Origin of the sequence: Gilliamella apicola (assembly GCF_003202915.1) — a bacterium.
Taxonomy (GTDB): domain Bacteria; phylum Pseudomonadota; class Gammaproteobacteria; order Enterobacterales; family Orbaceae; genus Gilliamella; species Gilliamella apicola_Q.
Genome location: NZ_QGLP01000009.1, coordinates 86,808 through 107,354 on the forward strand (window position 1 = coordinate 86,808; position 20,547 = coordinate 107,354).

At 35.9% G+C, this 20,547-nt stretch carries 18 protein-coding genes and 5 tRNA genes; 17 read left to right on the forward strand and 6 right to left on the reverse strand.

What is annotated here, in order from left to right; translation table 11 throughout:
- The first annotated feature begins 106 nt into the window (after window positions 1-106).
- Window positions 107-694: a hypothetical protein gene (locus DKK79_RS13080; protein WP_110424456.1), complete on the forward strand. Its 588-nt coding sequence runs from the start codon at window positions 107-109 to the stop codon at window positions 692-694.
- A 132-nt stretch (window positions 695-826) separates the two neighbouring features.
- Here the strand turns inward: DKK79_RS13080 and DKK79_RS13085 are convergent.
- A tRNA-Pro gene (locus tag DKK79_RS13085) sits at window positions 827-903 on the reverse strand.
- Window positions 904-974: 71 nt separating this feature from the next.
- Window positions 975-2,111, reverse strand: a complete 1,137-nt coding sequence (gene tgt / locus DKK79_RS13090) for a tRNA guanosine(34) transglycosylase Tgt (RefSeq protein ID WP_110424457.1) — start codon at window positions 2,109-2,111, stop codon at window positions 975-977.
- 140 nt (window positions 2,112-2,251) lie between these two features.
- Between tgt and DKK79_RS13095 the strand changes: the two genes are divergently transcribed.
- The gene (locus DKK79_RS13095) at window positions 2,252-2,932 is read left to right on the forward strand and encodes a M48 family metalloprotease (protein ID WP_110424458.1); all 681 of its coding nucleotides are present in this window, start codon (window positions 2,252-2,254) and stop codon (window positions 2,930-2,932) included.
- Between the two features lie 52 nt (window positions 2,933-2,984).
- On the opposite strand, the gene queA is transcribed toward DKK79_RS13095, so the two are convergent.
- Window positions 2,985-4,013 (reverse strand): tRNA preQ1(34) S-adenosylmethionine ribosyltransferase-isomerase QueA, encoded by a 1,029-nt coding sequence (queA, locus tag DKK79_RS13100; protein ID WP_110424459.1) that lies wholly within the window; start codon window positions 4,011-4,013, stop codon window positions 2,985-2,987.
- Between the two features lie 155 nt (window positions 4,014-4,168).
- Here queA and loiP point away from each other — a divergent pair, with 155 nt between their 5' ends.
- Window positions 4,169-4,927: a metalloprotease LoiP gene (gene loiP, locus DKK79_RS13105; protein ID WP_110424460.1), complete on the forward strand. Its 759-nt coding sequence runs from the start codon at window positions 4,169-4,171 to the stop codon at window positions 4,925-4,927.
- Window positions 4,928-4,995: 68 nt separating this feature from the next.
- On the opposite strand, the gene DKK79_RS13110 is transcribed toward loiP, so the two are convergent.
- The gene (locus DKK79_RS13110; RefSeq protein ID WP_110424461.1) at window positions 4,996-6,210 is read right to left on the reverse strand and encodes a pyridoxal phosphate-dependent aminotransferase; all 1,215 of its coding nucleotides are present in this window, start codon (window positions 6,208-6,210) and stop codon (window positions 4,996-4,998) included.
- Between the two features lie 143 nt (window positions 6,211-6,353).
- On the opposite strand from DKK79_RS13110, the gene DKK79_RS13115 reads away from it, so the two are divergent.
- The 7 genes from DKK79_RS13115 (at window position 6,354) to DKK79_RS13145 (ending at window position 13,296) form a co-directional block, all read left to right on the forward strand.
- Window positions 6,354-6,623 (forward strand): ACT domain-containing protein, encoded by a 270-nt coding sequence (locus DKK79_RS13115; protein ID WP_110424462.1) that lies wholly within the window; start codon window positions 6,354-6,356, stop codon window positions 6,621-6,623.
- Window positions 6,624-6,658: 35 nt separating this feature from the next.
- Entirely contained in the window at window positions 6,659-8,014 is a 1,356-nt protein-coding gene (locus DKK79_RS13120; protein ID WP_110424463.1) for a PFL family protein, read from the forward strand.
- Between the two features lie 288 nt (window positions 8,015-8,302).
- Window positions 8,303-8,779: a PTS sugar transporter subunit IIA gene (locus DKK79_RS13125; protein ID WP_181415324.1), complete on the forward strand. Its 477-nt coding sequence runs from the start codon at window positions 8,303-8,305 to the stop codon at window positions 8,777-8,779.
- Between the two features lie 9 nt (window positions 8,780-8,788).
- Complete coding sequence (locus DKK79_RS13130; RefSeq protein ID WP_110424465.1) at window positions 8,789-9,067, forward strand: PTS sugar transporter subunit IIB; 279 nt, start codon at window positions 8,789-8,791, stop codon at window positions 9,065-9,067.
- A gap of 10 nt (window positions 9,068-9,077) precedes the next feature.
- Window positions 9,078-10,454 (forward strand): PTS galactitol transporter subunit IIC, encoded by a 1,377-nt coding sequence (locus tag DKK79_RS13135; RefSeq protein ID WP_110424466.1) that lies wholly within the window; start codon window positions 9,078-9,080, stop codon window positions 10,452-10,454.
- An 87-nt stretch (window positions 10,455-10,541) separates the two neighbouring features.
- Window positions 10,542-12,605 (forward strand): BglG family transcription antiterminator, encoded by a 2,064-nt coding sequence (locus DKK79_RS13140; RefSeq protein ID WP_110424467.1) that lies wholly within the window; start codon window positions 10,542-10,544, stop codon window positions 12,603-12,605.
- 28 nt (window positions 12,606-12,633) lie between these two features.
- Window positions 12,634-13,296, forward strand: a complete 663-nt coding sequence (locus DKK79_RS13145; protein WP_034884447.1) for a class II aldolase/adducin family protein — start codon at window positions 12,634-12,636, stop codon at window positions 13,294-13,296.
- A 62-nt stretch (window positions 13,297-13,358) separates the two neighbouring features.
- Here DKK79_RS13145 and dhaL read toward each other — a convergent pair whose 3' ends face one another.
- Window positions 13,359-13,982 carry a dihydroxyacetone kinase subunit DhaL gene (gene dhaL, locus DKK79_RS13150; RefSeq protein WP_110424468.1) on the reverse strand — a complete coding sequence of 208 codons (624 nt, stop codon included), beginning with the start codon at window positions 13,980-13,982 and terminating at the stop codon, window positions 13,359-13,361.
- A gap of 1 nt (window position 13,983) precedes the next feature.
- Window positions 13,984-14,988 carry a dihydroxyacetone kinase subunit DhaK gene (locus tag DKK79_RS13155; RefSeq protein ID WP_110424469.1) on the reverse strand — a complete coding sequence of 335 codons (1,005 nt, stop codon included), beginning with the start codon at window positions 14,986-14,988 and terminating at the stop codon, window positions 13,984-13,986.
- Window positions 14,989-15,272: 284 nt separating this feature from the next.
- Between DKK79_RS13155 and tcdA the strand changes: the two genes are divergently transcribed.
- The 7 genes from tcdA to DKK79_RS13190 form a co-directional block, all read left to right on the forward strand.
- Window positions 15,273-16,067: a tRNA cyclic N6-threonylcarbamoyladenosine(37) synthase TcdA gene (tcdA, locus tag DKK79_RS13160; RefSeq protein ID WP_220019286.1), complete on the forward strand. Its 795-nt coding sequence runs from the start codon at window positions 15,273-15,275 to the stop codon at window positions 16,065-16,067.
- Window positions 16,068-16,312: 245 nt separating this feature from the next.
- Complete coding sequence (adhE, locus tag DKK79_RS13165) at window positions 16,313-19,006, forward strand: bifunctional acetaldehyde-CoA/alcohol dehydrogenase (protein ID WP_110424471.1); 2,694 nt, start codon at window positions 16,313-16,315, stop codon at window positions 19,004-19,006.
- 783 nt (window positions 19,007-19,789) lie between these two features.
- Window positions 19,790-19,865 (forward strand) — tRNA-Thr (locus DKK79_RS13170).
- A gap of 32 nt (window positions 19,866-19,897) precedes the next feature.
- A tRNA-Tyr gene (locus tag DKK79_RS13175) sits at window positions 19,898-19,982 on the forward strand.
- Window positions 19,983-20,037: 55 nt separating this feature from the next.
- Window positions 20,038-20,112: transfer RNA gene (locus DKK79_RS13180), tRNA-Gly, on the forward strand.
- Window positions 20,113-20,115: 3 nt separating this feature from the next.
- Window positions 20,116-20,191, forward strand: a tRNA-Thr gene (locus DKK79_RS13185).
- A 182-nt stretch (window positions 20,192-20,373) separates the two neighbouring features.
- A partial coding sequence (locus DKK79_RS13190; protein WP_258363467.1) for a GTP-binding protein occupies window positions 20,374-20,547 on the forward strand: 174 nt, incomplete at its 3' end.

A 20,547-nucleotide genomic window follows, 5' to 3' on the forward strand; every position in this document is an offset into this window, starting at 1 on the left:
AAAATTACTAATTAGTCAATGAAAAGGGTATCACGTCATCACATCGTTATGAAACAAATAAAGTAATTAGCAAGAGATGACTCGAACTTATTAATGGGATGAAACCATGAAATTAATAAAAGCAGAAGAGATTGAATTCTTCTATATATTACCAGAAGACGATTTAGTAAAAGAAGAAACAACATTAATCAACAACCTTATTATGCCAGAGAGCCAAAATTGTTTTAATCGACGAATGGGGGGATATGCCTCAGAACAACTTATTGAAACGTTGCAAAATGGCACGGATACACGACTAGCAATTTTTAAAGTAAACGCGCGATTAGCAACTATTCCTTTAAAAAAGGAATATGATGCTTATCAAACACACTGCCTATTTTGGACCAACAAAGATATTAATTTAAAAGAATTAGACCAGAAAATAAAAGATGATAGTTACACCGATGAGGATTTTCGTAACGCAGTTATCGCTAAAGTGCAATATGCTTTTTGTCGTCATTGTCGCAATAAATATATAGCGCTTGTTTGTGATAAAGAAATCTATATGTCCATGTATATTCCTAAACATATACCATTGAGCGATAACTATTATAAAAAAATAGATATGATAAAAACGATTAGATGTCCAAATTGTAATGAATTGATAGGTCTTTTTGTTTTAAGATTTTTTGATAAAGTTGAAGATGGTAATTAATTATAATTGGTATTAAAAACAATATAATCAAACATTAGGAAAATTACGGAGTTAGTGTTTGTAATTATTTATGAATAAAAATCACTGGTTGGCTAACAAGAAATGATGTTACATATTTATGAAACAAATGATTGGTCGGCGAGAGAGGATTCGAACCTCCGACCCACTGGTCCCAAACCAGTTGCGCTACCAAGCTGCGCTACTCGCCGTTAGGAAGCGCATAATACTGCGCTAACGTTAATGTGTCAATAGTTAACTTGCAAAATTTATTAGGTCTTATTTATTTTGCTAATGGAGCAGGCGTTTTACCTATTCGTAGGTAGAATTCTTTGACAAACTCTTCATATCGTTTATTGGCTACAGCTTCACGTATTTCAGCCATCAAGCGCTGGTAATAGCGTAAGTTATGTATTGTGTTTAAACGAGCACCTAAAATTTCACCACATTTATCTAGATGATGAAGATAAGACTTAGTGTAGTTTTTACAAGTATAACAATCACAATCAAGATCAAGTGGTGTCGTATCGTCTTTATATTTGGCATTACGAATTTTGATCACGCCATTAGTAACAAATAAATGACCATTACGAGCATTTCGAGTTGGCATTACACAGTCGAACATATCGATACCACGACGTACGCCTTCAACCAAATCTTCCGGTTTACCTACGCCCATTAAATAACGAGGTTTATCAGCGGGTAGTTGTGGACAGGTACCTTCTAATATTCGATGCATATCCGCTTTAGGTTCACCAACTGCAAGACCACCGACAGCGTAACCATCAAAGCCAATTTCAGTTAATCCTTTAATTGAGATATCACGTAATTCTTGGTGTATACCACCTTGTACAATGCCAAATAAGGCATTTCTATTACCAAGTTCGTCAAAGCGTTGACGACTGCGTTTAGCCCAACGTAATGACATTTCCATTGATTTTTTGACATAATCCCATTTTGCAGGGAAAGGGGCACATTCATCAAAAATCATCACAATGTCGGAACCAAGATCATATTGGATTTCCATTGAGATTTCAGGTGATAAAAAAATCGAATCGCCATTAATAGGATTACGGAAATAGACCCCTTCTTCTTTAATTTTTCGAATATCACCAAGACTAAAAACTTGAAATCCACCTGAATCAGTTAAGATTGGTCCAGGCCATTGCATAAAGTCATGTAGGTCGCCATGTTTGCGCATAATCTCCTGTCCAGGTCTTAACCACAGATGGAAAGTATTACCTAATAAGATTTGTGCGCCAGTTGCTTTAACTTCTTCAGGCGTCATCCCTTTTACTGTGCCGTAAGTGCCAACCGGCATAAAAGCAGGTGTTTCAACTATATACTCAACTCCACGACGATCAAATTTCATACGTCCGCGACGAGCTAAGCCGTCAGTGTTATCTAACTCAAATTTCATTTTTTATATTAACCTCGCGCGACCAAATAAACAGTTTGGCGCATTTTATTGATATATTACGTTATCGTATCATATAATTACGATGATTAGTTTATCGTGCTTAGTCTTAATAGACAATATTTGTAAGGATTTCGGAACATTTGAAAAAGATTATTTTATTGTTTTCATGTTTACTAATGTTAATGGTATGCGGATGTCAAAATCAAAATAAAATACCGCTAACCAGAGTTTCATCTGAACAAATTAAACAATTATCTGATAATGACATTATTGCCATCAGCCAACAAGCTTGCGTCGAAAATGACAAGCGCGCGATTATTGCCCCTGATTATAATTTTCTTAGTAAACGATTGTCTAACCTAACTAAAAGCTTACCGCGAAAAATTAATAATATTGAATTAAATTATCAAGTTTATTTTGATAGTGAACCTAATGCATGGTCTACAGTTAATGGTTGTATCCGGATAAATAGTGGATTGATGACTTTACTTGAAGATAATGAGTTACAGGCAGTCATTGCACATGAACAGGCTCACATTGCACTAAAACATGGAATAAGTATGATTCGCCAAGCTCCTTATATTGAAATTACGGATAAAGCGAGCGAACTGGTGATTGTCGTAAAAGAAGAAACTTCACATCAATTTGAGATTGAAGCGGATAATTATGCTTATGATTTGTTAGTTAGCAAAAATTTAGATGCAATCGGATTGGTCAATATGCTAATTAAAATGCCAATTCACGCCAAAAATCAACCAACTTCTCATCCAACAACCATGAAACGTATTGCTAATATTACTGACAGGTTAAGTCATCATTAGTTTTTTAATCTATAGCCAGTAAATTTAGATGAAATTTATTGGCTATAGATTATCAAGTATTAGTAATTAGCATGGCATCGCCATAACTAAAAAATTGATATTTTTGGGTTACTGCATGTTGATAAGCTTGCATGGTATTTTCATAACCAGCAAATGCAGAAACTAGCATAATTAAAGTTGATTCAGGTAAATGAAAATTAGTAATAAGCGCATCAATTACTTTAAAATCAAAACCTGGATAAATAAATATTTGAGTATCATCAAAAAATGGCGCAATTTTACCCGTCGCTTTGGCTGCACTTTCCAGCGCTCTGACAGATGTGGTTCCAACAGCAATCACCTTATTGCCTCTGGCTTTACATTCTAAAACCGCTTTGACAACAGAGTCTGGCACTTGCGCATATTCAGCATGCATAATGTGTGTTTCAATATTTTCCACTCTTACCGGTTGGAATGTTCCAGCACCGACATGTAACGTGACAAATTCCATTTCGACCCCTTTGTTTTTAAGCTTTTCTAATAAAGGTTGATCAAAATGAAGACCAGCTGTTGGCGCAGCAACTGCACCGGGTACTTTACTATAGACAGTTTGGTATACCTCACGATCTTGCGCCTCATCGGGTCGATCTATATAAGGAGGTAAAGGAATATGGCCAATTTCATTTAGGATGTTAAGTACATCATCGGGAAACTGCAATTCAAATAAAGTATCATGGCGAGCCAACATGGTAACACTAACATTGCCCTCTTCACCTAAAATGAGTTCAGTACCAATTTTAGGTGATTTAGACGCCTTTATATGAGCAAGAGCGCGATTATCTTCTAACAAGCGTTCAATCAATATTTCGATTTTTCCACCTGATGCTTTTTTGCCATATAACCGCGCAGGAATAACTTTGGTATTATTAAAAATAAGTAAATCACCTTGATTGATGTAATCAATAATATCAGTAAAGACTTTATCTTCGATCTGACCAGTTTGGCGGTTGAGTAATAATAATCGGCACGAACTTCTTGTTTCTGACGGATATTTTGCAATCAGTTCTTTGGGGAGGGTAAAATCAAAATCTGATAGTTGCATATTTATGTTCCTCAAAAAATGAGGCATTAGTCTAAATTGCTACTTGTGACTAATCAAGAAATTATTTGTTGATTATTATAAAAGTTGCGTTAAAATTCCTTACATCTAACGTTAAGTTAGAAAAAAGTAAATTATGTTAAAAAAAGGAAAGGATTATGAAAAAACATCAAAAAACATTACTTGTTGCACTACCTTTAGTTGCAGCTATGTCATTAGTTGGCTGTAAAAATATGAGTGCTGACGATTTAACTAGTCTAGGCTTGAAAGGTTTGCAAGCAGCAACGTTAAGTGATAATGATGTAAAAGCATTAAGTCAACAATCATGTGCACAAATGGATGCGGAATCGAAAGTTGCCCCAGCTAAAAGCGCTTATACTAAACGTTTAAATAAAATTGCTAAATCTCTTGGTAATAATATAAATGGTACTCCAGTTAACTATAAAGTATATATTACTAAAGATGTTAATGCATGGGCGATGGCTAACGGTTGCGTACGTGTTTATAGTGGTTTAATGGATATGATGACTGACGATGAAATCAAAGGCGTTTTAGGTCATGAATTAGGTCACGTAGCATTAGGCCACAGTAAAAAAGCAATGCAAGTAGCTTATACAGCAGAAATTGCTCGTGATGCAGCAGCAGCATCAGGTAATGCAACAGTTGCTTCATTATCTAGTTCTACTATCGGCGCATTAGCTGAAAAAGTTATCAATGCTCAATTCTCTCAAGCACAAGAACAAGAAGCTGATAATTTCTCTTTCGATTATTTAGTTAAGAAAAAAATCAATCCAGCAGGTCTTGCAAGTGCATTTGATAAACTAGGTGGTGGTGATTCATCAATTTTAAGTAGTCACCCATCATCAGAAAAACGTGCTCAAAATATTCGTAACAGATTAGCTGAACTAAAAAAATAAAGTAGTTTAAATAATTTGTTTATAAAGCGCCATTTAAGGCGCTTTTTTATTGGTAACTAATTATATAATTATTGTTTGTAGCTAGATAAGAAATTAGCAAAACGTCCAATGGCATCTTGCAATTCACCGGTGTGAGGTAATGCGACAATTCTGACATGATCTGGCTTATGCCAGTTAAATCCACTTCCTTGAACTAACAATACTTTTTCTTGTAACAAAAAGTCTAAAACTAATTTTTGATCACTATGAATATTAAATTTTTTCTGATCAAGTTTAGGGAAAAGATATAAAGCACCTTGTGGTTTAGTACAAGAGACACCCGGAATATCATTTAATAGTTGCCAAGCCAACATACATTGGTCATAGAGTCGTCCACCAGGTACAATAAATTCGTTAATACTTTGATAGCCACCTAATGCCCCTTGAATTGCATGTTGCAATGGTACATTAGCACATAGACGCATTGAGGCTAACATGTTTAGCCCTTCAATATAGCCTTTAACATGCTGCTTTGGCCCACAAAGCGCCATCCACCCTTGTCTAAAACCAGCAACTCGGTACGTTTTTGATAAACCACTCATGGTAATGACAAACAGATCCGGAGCTAAAGCTGCTATTGAATGATGTACAGCATCATCATATAAAATTTTATCGTAAATTTCGTCAGCAAAAATGATTAAATTATTTTGTCGGGCGATTTCGGCAATTTCGAGTAAAATTTCTTTACTATACACCGCGCCAGTAGGATTGTTTGGGTTAATAATCACAATCCCTTTGGTTTTAGGGGTAATTTTTTGTTTGATATCTTGTAAATCAGGTGACCAATTAGCTTCTTCATCACAAAGATAGTGAACTGCGTTACCACCAGATAAACTAACGGCAGCAGTCCAAAGTGGATAATCAGGCATTGGTACTAATATTTCATCACCACTATTAAGTAATGCTTGCATTGATTGAACAATTAACTCAGAAACACCATTACCAATATAGATATCTTCTACATCCAAATTGGTAATTCCTCTGGATTGATAATGCTGCATAATCGCTTTACGAGCAGAATAAAGACCTTTTGAATCACAATATCCTTGTGATGTCGGTAGGTTACGAATAACATCCACTAATAGTTCATCTGGAGCAGTAAAACCGAAAGGGGCGGGATTTCCAATATTAAGTTTAAGAATGGTTTGACCTTCTTCTTCAAGCTTTTTTGCATGATCAAGAATTGGTCCACGAATGTCATAACAAACATGATCCAATTTATTGGATTTTTGAAAATTCACCATAATAACGCCCTTTCATTTTATCTATTTGTTTTTTATTTTGATTAAAAAAACAATCTACTCCTATTTCGATAATTTTTGAAGGTGTTATTATAAACAACTCAATAAAATTTTTTTAATTGTATAAAATTCGTGCGGAGTGTGTAATGAAAACAATTTTAACGGTAATAGGAAAGGATCAAACTGGTATTATTGCAGGTGTAAGTCAAAAGCTATATGAATTAAATATTAATATTTTAGATGTTAGTCAAACTATCATGGATGAGTATTTTACTATGATCATGTTACTTGATTTATCTAAAATTAGTGTATCGTTTGATGAAGTTAAAAATGCTTTAGTTAATACCGGTGAGCAACTAAAAGTTAAAGTGAATCTACAACGAGAAGAAATTTTTGATGCAATGCACCGTTTGTAAACTCAAATTTATATTTTTATGAAAGGATAGAACTAATGGAAACAAAACAGATCCTCGAAACAATTAAAATGATAGAGGAAGAAAAGCTCGATATCCGCACAATAACCATGGGTATATCTCTTCTTGATTGTATTGATAGTGATGGTGAGAAGGCCCGTCAAAAAATTTACGATAAAATTACTCGACTAGCAAAAAATTTAGTCAAAGTTGGTGAGCAAATCACTTCTGAATTTGGTATACCTATTATAAATAAACGTATTTCAGTTACCCCTATGTCACTCATTGCTGGGGCAAGTAATGATAAAGATTATGTTGCGTTCGCCAAAACGTTAGATGATGCGGCAAAAGCGGTTGGTGTGAACTTTATTGGTGGCTTTTCTGCTTTGGTGCAAAAAGGTTATCATAAGGGTGACGAAATATTAATCAAATCAATACCGCAAGCCCTCGCGCAAACAGAACGAGTATGTGCATCAGTCAATGTTGGTTCTACACAAACCGGCATTAATATGGATGCAGTAAAGCAGATGGGACAAATCATTAAAGAAGCCGCAGCGTTAACTGCCGATAATAGTAGTATGGCTTGCGCTAAATTGGTGGTATTTGCCAATGCTGTCGAAGATAACCCATTTATGGCCGGGGCTTTTCATGGTGTCGGCGAAGCAGACTGTGTCATTAATGTTGGGGTTAGTGGACCAGGAGTGGTTAAACGTGCTCTTGAAAAAGTGAAAGGCCAACCATTTGATGTGGTTGCTGAAACGATCAAAAAGACAGCTTTTAAAATAACCCGTATGGGACAATTAGTGGGTAAAGAGGCATCAGAACGTTTAGGCGTTAAATTTGGGATTGTTGATTTATCTTTAGCACCAACACCGGCCATTGGTGATTCGGTGGCGCATATTTTAGAGGAAATGGGACTAGAAGTTGTTGGAACACATGGAACTACCGCTGCACTAGCGATGCTTAATGATGCGGTGAAAAAGGGTGGTGTAATGGCATGTGGTCATGTTGGTGGATTAAGTGGTGCGTTTATTCCGGTATCAGAGGACGCAGGCATGATTGATGCAGTAAATAACGGTGCCCTTAATTTGGAAAAACTAGAAGCGATGACATGTGTTTGCTCGGTCGGTCTAGATATGATTGCCATTCCTGGCGATACAACAGCTGAAACCATATCAGCGATTATTGCTGATGAAGCCGCAATAGGGGTAATCAACCATAAAACTACCGCAGTTAGGATTATTCCTGCCGTTGGATTAGCCGTCGGCGATAATATTGAATTTGGTGGTTTACTTGGACATGCGCCAGTTATGCCAGTTAATAAATTTAGCTCATGTGATTTCATCCAACGTGGTGGGCGTATTCCTGCTCCAATTCACTCCTTTAAAAATTAACTTATTATGATTCTGCCTTGAATATTTATTTAAGGCAGAACCACCAATCATTTCTTATCACTTTATATCCTCAAAAGAGCGTTTCATTGTTTGGTATAACTATCCAAAATTGTCCATATGATGTGCAATATCATGGATATTATTTGGTATCAAATTCATTCGTCTCCTGCATCTTAATTTCCTAAAATCACCAACATTAATTAAGAAACGATTTAATTAGCAATAGTGAATTAACAACAGTGAATTAACAAATTTTTGAAATTTGCTAATGACATGATGGAGGATAAAATGGGGAGTGATTCTAAAGATCAAATGTTTTTTAATGAGTTAATTCTATTAGATAAAGACTTCGCCGATAGCGACCAATTTTTTGAATTTACTTTTCCTATTTTGAAAAATGGTGGTTACGTTAATCATTCATTTTTAGAAGCCATAAAGCAAAGAGAATCAACATTTCCTACTGCCTTACCTACAGAACCATATGTGGTGGCCATTCCTCACACTGATATTGAACATGTTATTCGTCCCTTTATCTTTTTTACGCGGGTAAAAGGAACGATTCCATGGCGTGAAATGGCAAATAATGATCATGTTTTAGACGTTAATTTTATCTTTTTGCTCGGATTTAATCAAAAGGATGGGCATATCGACTTGTTGCAAAAATTAATGTCCAGTTTTGTTAATTCATGTTTTTTGGACGCCCTTAATCAGGCAAAAACTCAACATGAAATTTTTACTTTGTTAACGTCAAACATCCATCTATAAGGAGGCATTATGAAAAAAATCATTGTTGCGTGTGGTAGTGGAGTGGCTACATCACAAACGGTTGCAAGTAAGGTTACACGTCTACTAAAAGAAAAAAATCTTAATAACATCAAAATCGAAGTTGTCGATCTCAAATCGGTTGATACTCATATTAAAAGTAGTGCGGCGTATATCGCGATAACCAAAATTGAGAAGGAGTATCCCGTTCCGGTCATTAATGGCATTGCATTTTTAACCGGAATAAATATGGATTTAGAACTACAAAAAATTATAGATGCCTGCAAATAGGAGCGTAATTATGGATTTTCTTGGAACAGTTATCAATTATATTTTGAATTTAGGCGCTCCAGTTTTTGTACCCATCATCATGTTACTTGCTGGCTTGATAGTACGAATGAAATTGCGTGATGGTATATCAGCAGCCATTACCTTAGGTGTCGCATTTGTTGGTATGAGTATGTTGATTGCCTTTATGGTTGGCGCAATAGGCTCTGCGGCACAAACGATGATGGAACGAACAGGAATTGAATTAAGTATTGTCGACGGTGGTTGGACAACCATGGCTAATGTATCTTGGGCATGGCCTTATGCATTTTTGATGTTCCCTTTGCAAGTTGGCGTCAATATTTTAATGCTGGTGTTTAAAAAAACTAATACCTTCAATGCCGATTTATGGAATGTATGGGGCAAAATTTTCACGGCTTTTATTGTGGTAGCTGTCGCCACACCTATTGTAGGCGGACTAATTGCGCTTATTCTTGCGTTTCTTATTGCCACTTTGCAAATCATATTAGAACTTAATTCAGGTGATATTAATCAACAAAGAATTGAAAAATTAACTGGTATACCCGGTGTGACTTGTACTCATAGAATGTTATTTTTTAGTGCAATTTATTATCCATTTGATTTATTACTCCGCAAAATCCCAGCATTAAATAAACCAATGGATGCCGCAACACTGAGATCTAAATTAGGTATTTTTGCAGAAAATCATGTGATAGGTTTTTTACTTGGCGTTACTTTTGGCCTCATTGCCGGTTATGATGTCCCTGCTATCCTAACGCTTGGTGTACAAGCGGCGACAGCATTAATGTTGTTCCCAATGATTTCAAAATTATTTATGCAGGCATTATCGCCTATTTCGGAAGCGATCAGCGATTATATGAACAAAAGGTTTGCTGGTCGAAAACTGTTTGTCGGTTTGGATTGGCCATTTATGGGTGGGGCAAGCGAAATTTGGTTTACGGTAATTGTGGCTATTCCGTTTACTTTAATTTGGTCGGTTATTCTTCCTGGTAATAAAATTTTACCTTTTGCCGGTATTATCAATATCGCCCTCGTAGTGCCAGCTTATATTCTGACTAAAGGCAACACATTAAGAATGGTGATTTTGGCAATAATCGGTGTCCCATTTTTTCTATTTGTAGGAACACAATTTGCACCAATTATTACTGATTTAGGATTGGCGACTAAAGCAATTAATATTCCAACAAACCAATTAATTTCCAATAGTTGTATTGATGCACCAATTTTCACTTATGCATTTTCATTTATTTGGCAATGCTTACAAGGCTACTTCTTACCATTATTTTTAGCTATTTACTGGTGTGTAGGTTACTTCTTTTACGCACGGGAACTGCGAAAAGAATCGCTCCAGAATATCGTTGAACAATAAATCTAACATAAAAACTGAATGAATTTTTACAAAGACTAATGGAAATGCTCGTTATCAGCCGATAGCGAGCAAGAGGCATATAATTTTATGGTAGTTGATAAAAGAATTTATGCTGTATTAAATGCATTAATTCAAAATCCAAGTATGAGTGGCGTTGAGCTGCAATCTAAATTCGGATTAACTCGTAAACAACTAAGTTATACCATTAAAAAGATTAATGATTTTCTGGAATCTTCAAATCTTGAATTGATTAAACGTTTCAAAACAGGAAAATTTAGTGTACCCAAGATAGTCATTGAAACGTTTCGCACTGAGCCAGTTTCGCAAGCCATAGGACGATATATTTATTCAGAAGATGAAAGAATTCATTTATTGCTATTTTTTTTGTTAACTCGTATTGAACGATTATCTTTAATTCATCTCTCTTCATCACTAACCGTTAGCCAAAATACTGTAGTTAATGATTTAAAAAAAGCACAAACGGTAATAGATCAACACTGTTTACAAATTACTTATGATCGGGAAAATGGTTATCGTATTGTTGGTAATGAAATTAACAAACGTTATTTATTATTGAATTTAATTCGTCGAATTATTCATATACCGATAGCAGACAAAATCTTTAGATATAACGATATTATCACTCAAGGTCGTTTAGAACATATTGGCATCGTGTTTAGCGAAATTGAAAAAAAATTAAAAATCATTTTTACCGATGAACAATTACAAGAGTTAACTTATTTTATCTGTTTTATATTACAACGCATTGAAACCAATAAAAAAATTGAAATTTTACCTGAAAATTATCTCGATGTGGCTAATAGCCGAGATTTTCAATTGATGAAAAAATTGATTGAACGATTTGGAATTATCGATATTAATGAACAGGTTTTTTTAACGGTTTTGGTACAAAGCTCAAATATCCAAACTTTATCAGATAAATATTTTCATTTAGATGCGGTATTACTGGAAAGTGCCATTGAAGTCATTGATAATTTTCAGCAGATTAGTTGTATTACATTTAAAGATAAAAATGAATTAATTGAACGTATTTATCAACATTGGAAACCGGCTTATTATCGTATTCGTTATCACATCACCAATATTAATAGTGTTTATGACATCGTATTGCAAGAATTTGGTCATTTACACGAAATGGTACGAAAAGCCATTATTCCTTTTGAAAAAATTCTACATTGTAGTATGCCGGATGAAGAAATTGCTTTTATCACGGTGTTATTTGGTGGATGGTTAACTCGTGAAGGTTTAATCAACCTGATTAAAACGAAAAAAATAGCGATCGTCGTTTGTGAAAATAGTGCAACGGTGTCAACTTATCTTTATTTGACCTTACAAGTTTTATTTCCGGAACTCCATTTTTCCGATGCAATGTCGAAACGAGAGTTCGAAAAATATAATCATTACTATGATATTGTTTTTTCAACTTCCCATTTAGCAACTGATAAACTGTTATTTATTGTCAATCCTTCGTTGAATAATCTACATAAAAATGCGTTTCGTAATCAGGTAATGGGTACATTACAAGGCATCGATCCAAGTATTATTCAAATTGAAGAACTGATGTTAATTGTTGAAAAATTTAGCAAGATTAATGATCGAAAGGCATTACAAAAAGAGCTAACTGCTTATCTTTATAATGATGAGTTGACTGAAAATCCATTGCGTATAACCCAAAAAGAGATACCAGCTCTTGCTGATCTTATGCAACAAGATCATATCAATATTGCAGACACATCTGATATCTCTTGGCAAGAGGCCATTCAATTAGCTGCTCAACCATTACTAAACAATCAGTTTATCGAATATTGTTATCTTGAAAAAATGATTAATAAAATTCAATTTGAACAACCTTACATTATGTTAGTTGAAGGCTTAATTATTGCTCACGCTGGGATTGATGATGGCGTGAACCAAGTGGCCATGTCACTGCTAAGATTACCGGAAAAAATTGATATTTGCGGTTATATGCAAGTCGATTTAATTGTGATTTTAGCCACTAATAATCCGCAAAAACATCTTAAAGCCCTCGCCCAATTAAATGAATTATTGGAATTTCACGAGGGAGCGATGCGCATCCGTCATGCTAAAAATAACCAAGAACTTTGGCAATTATTTGCTAATTATCAATGAGTAGTTTGCCTAGAATAGGAGTAATAAAATGTTAGAGATTCAAAAACAATATGTTGTCGATATGGCTAAAAAATCAAGTGAATGGGGACTTTGTAAACACAAAGCTGGAAATTCAAGTGTACGTGATAAGCAGACGGGCTATGTGTTAGTTACACCTACCACCATTGATAAACAATTATTAACAGCTCGTGATATTGTAGTGATGGATCTAGATGCGAATGTTATTGAAGCCGAGTCAGGGTTGAGGCCAACTAGCGAATGTTTGATGCATCTTGAGATTTATAAAGCTCGCCCGGATGTTTTGGCTATTTCACATACGCATTCCATTTTTGCCACTTCTTTTGCTGTCTTAGCTAAACCAATTCCTGCGGTAGTTTATGAGTGTGCTATTCTAAATTTAAAAGATGGGGTAATACCTGTCGCACCATATGGTCGACCGGGAACACCGGAACTATCCAATAGCGTGATAGAGCCTATTAAGAGAGCAGATGCAATTTTAATGGAAAAACATGGGGCGGTGGCGGTTGATAAAGATCCTTATGAAGCCGTATTAAAGGCTGCATATATTGAAGAAATGGCGGAAATCTACTACCACGCACTGTTGATTAATGGTGGTAAAGATCCTGGTGGTTTTCCGGCAGAAGAGCTTCAGAGCTGGGCTTATCCGGCACAGATTAAATTTAAAAAATAGGGGTTATTGGGGCTAATTTGCATGATTATTTTCGCCGACATCGTCGGCGATAAATTTTTTGATTACTGAAGATATTCATTCATATATTTTAAAATATAGGCCATTGAAACGGCGCCCGGATCCATATGACCTATAGTGCGATCACCTAAATTTTTTGCTCTTCCAAACACCGCTATCATCTGTTTGGTTTTTTCAGCCCCTTGCATCGCAGAATCCGCTATTTTAGGTAATGCATCGGCCAAAGGTAGAGTAGTTAATTGATTTGCGGTTGTCACGGCAGCAGCTAAAGCATCTACCATGGTTTTATCGCCAGGTTTTGCATTGCCACGTTGATAAACTGCTTGCCACCCCTCATTAAGCCATTTAGCTAAAACTGGCGAATTAAAATCTGTTACTCCACTAAGACTTTTGCCACCAGCCCTAAATAATGTCCCAAAAATCGCGCCTGATGCTCCGCCCATGCTAGTCATTAATTTGGTACCAATTTGCTTAAATAAGTCACCAATATCATTAGGTTGAAACTTTTCATCTTGTAAAAGTTGATTAATAGCTGAAAATCCACGCTTCATACCAATACCGTGATCGCCATCACCGACTACTTGATCTAAGGCGGTTAATGTTGGTTCGCTTGCGACCATTTGTTCGGCGGTAAATAACATCATTTTACGTACTTGTAATAAGTTCATTCTATTTTCTCCATCCTAGTGTTTGACATGGTAAATCATAAAGATGCTGTAATTCGTCATCCAATTTCATTAGCGTGATGGAAAAACCCGACATCTCAAGAGATGTACAGAAATGACCAACAACAATATCATGGCTATCTATTTTTCGAGCTTTAAGCTCAATGCCCACTTTTCGGGTAATAATCATCAGCTCCGTATTACTCAACGCCCCTAAATTGTTTATTAAAACACAGACACGATCACCTGCAACAAAGGGTAAATCATCACATAAATGGTCTATCATCTGTTTAACGACATCATCACTTGATGTCATTGTCTGTCGACGTAATCCCGCTTCACCATGAATACCGATTCCAATTTCTATCTCATCATCTGCTAATTCAAAGTTAAAATTGGTTGATTGTGGTAAGGCGCAACCATCAAGCGCAACACCAATAGTGCGAACATTAGCATTGGCTTTGCTGACTACCTGATAAAGCTTATCAAGATCATATTTTTCGATCTGCGCCGCGGCTCCGGCGATTTTATATAACAACATAATGCCAGCGACACCACGACGATCTGAAAGTTTTGCAAGAGGTGCTGATGCGATATCATCAGTCGCTCGAATGGTTTTGCTGATGATATTGTCTTCAGCTAAGATCTCTGCTGAAATATCGAAATTCATGCCGTCACCCGAGTAATTTCCATATAAAAATAGTACCCCTTTACCTTTTTCTATCGCTTTAGTTACGGCAATAATCTGATCAGGAGAAGGGGAAGTAAATACTTCGCCTAGCGCGCAACCATCAATACCTCCATGACCGATAAAACCTGCAAAGGTGGGTTCATGACCACTGCCACCGCCAGAAACAACGACTACTTGATCGGTGATAATATGATTTCCATAGACCGCACAATAATCTTCAATGGCGGTTAATTTGCCATTATAGGCATATATCAATCCTTGCATGACTTCTTGCCGAACATTATTAGGATCGTTAAGTAATTTTTTGGGTTTGCGCATTCGTTTGTCCTCTTTATTCAATATGGTTAACAACCTTTATTGTAGAAAAAAGCCAAAATGCAAACGAACAGAATTAATGACAAATAGTGACCAACTTATGGTGCATCAAAGGGATGAGGTGCAATATCAATATTGTTAAACAAATTTACTTTGCGATACTTGAAAAGTGATAATAAGGACATTATTAATGGATAAGTGATCGATAAAAGATAACTAAAATATAATCTGTAAAAAAGATCTAGGAGTGTATACTGTTTTAGTTTAAACACTATTAATAAATAATGATGAAAACTGAATTTTATTTTCAACGTTTTAGCGGTATTGCTAGACTATATGGTGAGCAAGCATTACGGCGGTTTTCCCAAGCCCATATCTGTGTCATTGGTATTGGTGGAGTGGGTTCTTGGGTAGCTGAATCACTTGCGCGTAGTGGTATTGGGCAAATTACCTTAATTGATATGGATGATGTCTGTATTACCAATACTAATCGCCAAATTCATGCATTAAAGTCCAATATTGGTAAAGCCAAAACGGCGGTGATGGCGGAGCGTATTTTAGCGATTAACCCTGAGTGCATTGTCAATCAAATCGATGATTTTATTAATGTCGATAATGTTAGTGATTATTTAGGAACTAAGCAAAATCCCCGTTATGACTATATCATTGATGCGATCGACAGTGTCAGAGATAAAGCTGCGGTATTAGCTTATTGCAAACGGCAAAAATTAAAAGTCATTACTATAGGCGGAGCGGGCGGTCAAAAAGACCCAACACAAATCAAGATCGCAGATTTGGCAAAAACCATACAAGATCCTTTAGCAGCCAAATTGCGTGAACGATTAAAAAATGATTATAAACTAAATAAAGATAGCAAAGGCAAATTTGCTATTCCTTGTGTTTTTTCAACTGAACAATTGACTTATCCAACATCTAACGGACAAATTTGCATGATGAAAAGTCAGGCCGATGGCCCTAAAAAAATGGATTGTGAGTCAGGATTTGGCGCAATTACCACTGTCACGGCAACATTTGGTTTTGTGGCAGTAAGTTATGTGTTAAATAAGTTATCTAATTTATGAGTTATTACTTTTTTAAATTATTGGCAATTTGAATAGCAAAATCTTAAATTTTAATAGCTAAAACCAATAAAAATATTTGTTCTTTCGAATAAACTTTCGTTTTATGAAATATCTTATTGTATAAAGTAAAAAACTGATTTACGATATCCGACAATTTCGTTTTGCTATGATAAATATGCTTTAAATATGTTCAAGGAAGACGCCAAACGATCCCAGTTTATTTTTTAATTTTCAAGGAGAAATCTATGGCAGTAACCAATATGAATGAGTTAAATGAGTTAATGAAACGAGTAAAAAAAGCTCAAGAAACTTATTCTACTTATACTCAAGAGCAAGTTGATAAAATCTTCGTAGCCGCAGCTACTGCTGCAGCCGCAGCGCGAATCCCTCTTGCACAGCAAGCTGTTGCTGAATCAGGAATGGGAATTGTAGAAGATAAAGTTATCAAAAATCTATTCGCTGCTGAGTATATTCTTAATAAATATCGCAATGATAAGACTTGTGGTGTTGTTGCTGAGAATGAGCCATACGGCACTATTACTCTAGCAGAACCATTAGGGATTATTTGTGGTATTGTGCCAACAACAAACCCTACATCAACGGCGATTTTTAAATCACTTATCAGTTTAAAAACTCGTAACGCGATCGTCTTTTCACCACATCCACGAGCTAAAAAATCAACTATTGAAGCCGCTCGAATTGTGCTTGATGCAGCAATTAAAGCCGGTGCTCCAAAAGATATTATTGGCTGGATTGATGAGCCGTCTATCGAATTATCTAATGCATTAATGCATCATGATGATGTATCAGCTATCTTGGCTACTGGTGGTCCAGGTATGGTTAAAGCAGCTTACAGTTCTGGTAAACCAGCATTAGGTGTTGGTGCAGGTAATACACCTGTAATTATTGATGAAACTGCTGACTTAAAACGTGCCGTTGCATCAGTATTGATGTCTAAAACATTTGATAACGGTATGATTTGTGCGTCAGAGCAAGCCATTGTTGTGGTTGATTCTGTTTATGATGAAGTACGTCGTTTATTAACGCAATATGGCGCATATGTTTTAAATGATAAAGAAACTAAAGCTGTTCAAGGTATTATCTTAAATGATAAAGGTGCCTTAAATGCTAATATTGTTGGTCAGCCAGCGACTAAAATTGCTGAATTAGCTGGATTTAAAGCGCCAGCCGGAGCAAAAGTACTTGTTGGTGAAGTAAGTAAAGTTGATTTATCTGAACCATTTGCTCATGAAAAACTTTCTCCAACTTTAGCGATGTTTAAAGCTAAAGACTTTAATGAAGCGGTAGATAAAGCTGAAAAACTAGTTGAAATGGGTGGTATGGGTCATACCTCTGTGCTTTATACTGACCAAGATAGCAATCGTGATCGTGTTGCTTATTTTGGCAGTAAAATGAAAACCTGTCGTATTTTAATCAACCAACCAGCTGCTCACGGTGGTATTGGTGATTTGTATAACTTTGATTTAGCGCCATCTTTAACATTAGGATGTGGTTCTTGGGGGGGTAACTCGGTCTCAGAAAATGTCGGTCCGAAACACTTAATCAACAAGAAAACAATCGCTAAGAGAGCAGAAAACATGTTATGGCACAAATTACCAAGTTCTATCTATTTTAAACGTGGCTCACTTCCAGTTGCTTTAAATGAAGTGATTGAGCAAGGTGCCAAACGAGTCTTCTTAGTAACCGATAAATTTTTATTCAATAACGGTTATTCTAAACAAATTACTGATCAACTTGAATCACAAGGCGTAATTTGTGAAACCTTCTTTGATGTTGAAGCAGACCCAACATTAAGTGTTGTGCGTAAAGGTACTGATGCAATGATAGCTTTCCAACCAGATACTGTTATTGCTTTAGGTGGTGGTTCACCAATGGATGCCGCGAAAATTATGTGGGTTCTTTATGAACATCCAGAAACAAAATTTGATGAATTAGCATTGCGTTTTATGGATATTCGTAAACGTACTTGTCACTTCCCTAACATGGGCAAAAAAGCTAAATTAATTTGTGTGACAACTACATCTGGTACTGGTTCTGAAGTTACACCATTTGCGGTGGTGACTGATGATGCAACTGGTCAAAAATATCCATTAGCGGATTATGCAATTACTCCAAATATGGCAATTGTTGATGCTAATTTGGTTATGAATATGCCTAAATCACTTTGTGCTGCAGGTGGTTATGATGCGGTAACGCACGCTTTAGAAGCTTATGTGTCAATTATGGCAAATGACTTCTCTGATGGGCAAGCATTACAAGCATTAAGCATATTGAAAGCATATCTACCAGCAAGCTATAAAGAAGGGTCTAAAAACCCGATAGCACGCGAAAAAGTGCACAGTGCGGCAACATTAGCTGGTGTTGCTTTTGCGCAAGCATTTTTAGGTGTTTGTCACTCTATGGCGCATAAAATTGGTGCGGCATTCCATATCCCTCATGGTGTGGCAAATGCGATGCTGATTAGTAATGTTGTTCGCTTCAATGCAACTGATAAACCAACTAAACAAGGTACATTTAGCCAATATGGTTATCCGCAAGCAGTTAGACGTTATGCTGAAATCGCTGACCATTTAGGTTTAACAGCTGCAGCCGACAAAGATGAGAAGAAAGTTGAGAAACTAATTGGTTGGTTAGATCAATTAAGAAAAGATCTTGATATTCCATTCTCTATCAAAGAGTTTGGTGTAGATGAACAAGCTTTCTTAGCTCAAGTTGACCAACTTGCTGTGGATGCCTTTGATGACCAATGTACAGGTGCTAACCCACGTTATCCTTTAATTGCAGAATTAAAACAAATTCTACTTGATACTTATTATGGTCGTGCGTATCAAGATACAGGCGACATCAGTGAAGATGTGGCTGTACATACAGCGGCAAAAGGTGCTAGTTCAACTGACAAAAAAGCAACTAAAAAGTAATAAGTCAAAATATTATTTTTGATTAGCAAAAGCCTGAGATAGTCTATATCTCAGGTTTTTTTATTTTTTAATTATATTGAATGAATAAGTTTTGTTTGATCCCTACTATGGTTGTATCTAACCAGATAATAAGTTAATTAGCCAAGAAATAGCTGATCACTAGGTTGCTAAAGTAATTATAGAAACCACCCAAAGAAATAAGCTAAAACAGTATTCTTGATTAGCAAAAAACAGGGATATTTTATTTTCTAGTTTTTTTAATTTTTTAAGTTAATGCAACCTGCTTGATATTTGCTATGGTCGAACCCGTTCAGATAAAGGATTAATTAGTTAAGATATAGTTGATTACTAGGCTGCTAAAGAGGGTACCGCAATCACAACTAAGAAAAAACAAAAGAGATAAGTTAAAACAGTATTCTTGATTTACAAAATCCTAGAAAAGTTTATCTATCAGTCTTTTTTAATTTTATTAAACGCGTAAATTTGGCTTGATCCTTATCATAATCATGTTTATCAAAATAATGACAATATCAATATCAATATCAATATCAATATCAATGAAGATATTGCTGAATATGTAGTGGCTAAAGGCGTTACTTCAACTAAGGAAAAGGCAACTAAAAAGAAATAATTTAAATATTATTATTGATTAAAAAAAAGCCTAAAACAGTCTATATTTTAGTTTTTTTGGGGGTTTTTGATTTTTTTTTAAGCAAACAATAAAAAAAATGTTTTTTTCGCTTGCAACGTTAAATGTTCTAGTCCATAATGCGCAGCACTTAGGCCGGCTTAGCTCAGTAGGTAGAGCAACTGACTTGTAATCAGTAGGTCGCCAGTTCGATTCCGGCAGCCGGCACCATTTTCCTAAGTAAACAGTTTATAATGATTCGGGGTGGGGTTCCCGAGCGGCCAAAGGGAGCAGACTGTAAATCTGCCGTGTCACACTTCGAAGGTTCGAATCCTTCCCCCACCACCATTATCTAACATTAGCAATTGCTAATTGAAGCATTTAGGTAGCCGAGTTTGAACATGCGGGCATCGTATAATGGCTATTACCTCAGCCTTCCAAGCTGATGATGCGGGTTCGATTCCCGCTGCCCGCTCCAATTGCTGATATAGCTCAGTTGGTAGAGCGCACCCTTGGTAAGGGTGAGGTCGGCAGTTCAAATCTGCCTATCAGCACCATTCTTGTTACTTTCCTAAACTTCTAAAAAAATCAGATTTGACTGCTTTAAAGCTTGTCACTAGATGGCTTTATCTGTTATCATGCATAGCTAATTTTAAGTTAGTATTATTTTAAAACTAAATATGATACTTGGTTAATGTGGTGATTCACCACCGATTTGTATTACATTGAGGGACGATAAATGTCTAAAGAAAAATTTGAACGTACAAAACCCCACGTTAACGTTGGTACAATCGGCCACGTTGACCATGGTAAAACAACTTTAACTGCAGCTATTACTTCTGTACTATCTAAAAAATACGGTGGTCAAGCTCGTGCATTCGATCAAATCGATAATGCACCAGAAGAAAAAGCT

What these genes read in the sequence shown, in the direction of transcription:
- DKK79_RS13135 (WP_110424466.1), top strand. Translation starts at nt 9,078, where the DNA reads ATGGATTTTCTTGGAACAGTTATCAATTATATTTTGAATTTAGGCGCT.
- DKK79_RS13080 (WP_110424456.1), top strand. Translation starts at nt 107, where the DNA reads ATGAAATTAATAAAAGCAGAAGAGATTGAATTCTTCTATATATTACCA.
- DKK79_RS13140 (WP_110424467.1), top strand. Translation starts at nt 10,542, where the DNA reads ATGGTAGTTGATAAAAGAATTTATGCTGTATTAAATGCATTAATTCAA.
- tcdA (WP_220019286.1), top strand. Translation starts at nt 15,273, where the DNA reads ATGAAAACTGAATTTTATTTTCAACGTTTTAGCGGTATTGCTAGACTA.
- DKK79_RS13155 (WP_110424469.1), bottom strand. Translation starts at nt 14,988, where the DNA reads ATGCGCAAACCCAAAAAATTACTTAACGATCCTAATAATGTTCGGCAA.
- DKK79_RS13130 (WP_110424465.1), top strand. Translation starts at nt 8,789, where the DNA reads ATGAAAAAAATCATTGTTGCGTGTGGTAGTGGAGTGGCTACATCACAA.
- dhaL (WP_110424468.1), bottom strand. Translation starts at nt 13,982, where the DNA reads ATGAACTTATTACAAGTACGTAAAATGATGTTATTTACCGCCGAACAA.
- DKK79_RS13145 (WP_034884447.1), top strand. Translation starts at nt 12,634, where the DNA reads ATGTTAGAGATTCAAAAACAATATGTTGTCGATATGGCTAAAAAATCA.
- adhE (WP_110424471.1), top strand. Translation starts at nt 16,313, where the DNA reads ATGGCAGTAACCAATATGAATGAGTTAAATGAGTTAATGAAACGAGTA.
- DKK79_RS13110 (WP_110424461.1), bottom strand. Translation starts at nt 6,210, where the DNA reads ATGGTGAATTTTCAAAAATCCAATAAATTGGATCATGTTTGTTATGAC.
- DKK79_RS13125 (WP_181415324.1), top strand. Translation starts at nt 8,303, where the DNA reads ATGGGGAGTGATTCTAAAGATCAAATGTTTTTTAATGAGTTAATTCTA.
- queA (WP_110424459.1), bottom strand. Translation starts at nt 4,013, where the DNA reads ATGCAACTATCAGATTTTGATTTTACCCTCCCCAAAGAACTGATTGCA.
- tgt (WP_110424457.1), bottom strand. Translation starts at nt 2,111, where the DNA reads ATGAAATTTGAGTTAGATAACACTGACGGCTTAGCTCGTCGCGGACGT.
- DKK79_RS13120 (WP_110424463.1), top strand. Translation starts at nt 6,659, where the DNA reads ATGGAAACAAAACAGATCCTCGAAACAATTAAAATGATAGAGGAAGAA.
- DKK79_RS13115 (WP_110424462.1), top strand. Translation starts at nt 6,354, where the DNA reads ATGAAAACAATTTTAACGGTAATAGGAAAGGATCAAACTGGTATTATT.
- loiP (WP_110424460.1), top strand. Translation starts at nt 4,169, where the DNA reads ATGAAAAAACATCAAAAAACATTACTTGTTGCACTACCTTTAGTTGCA.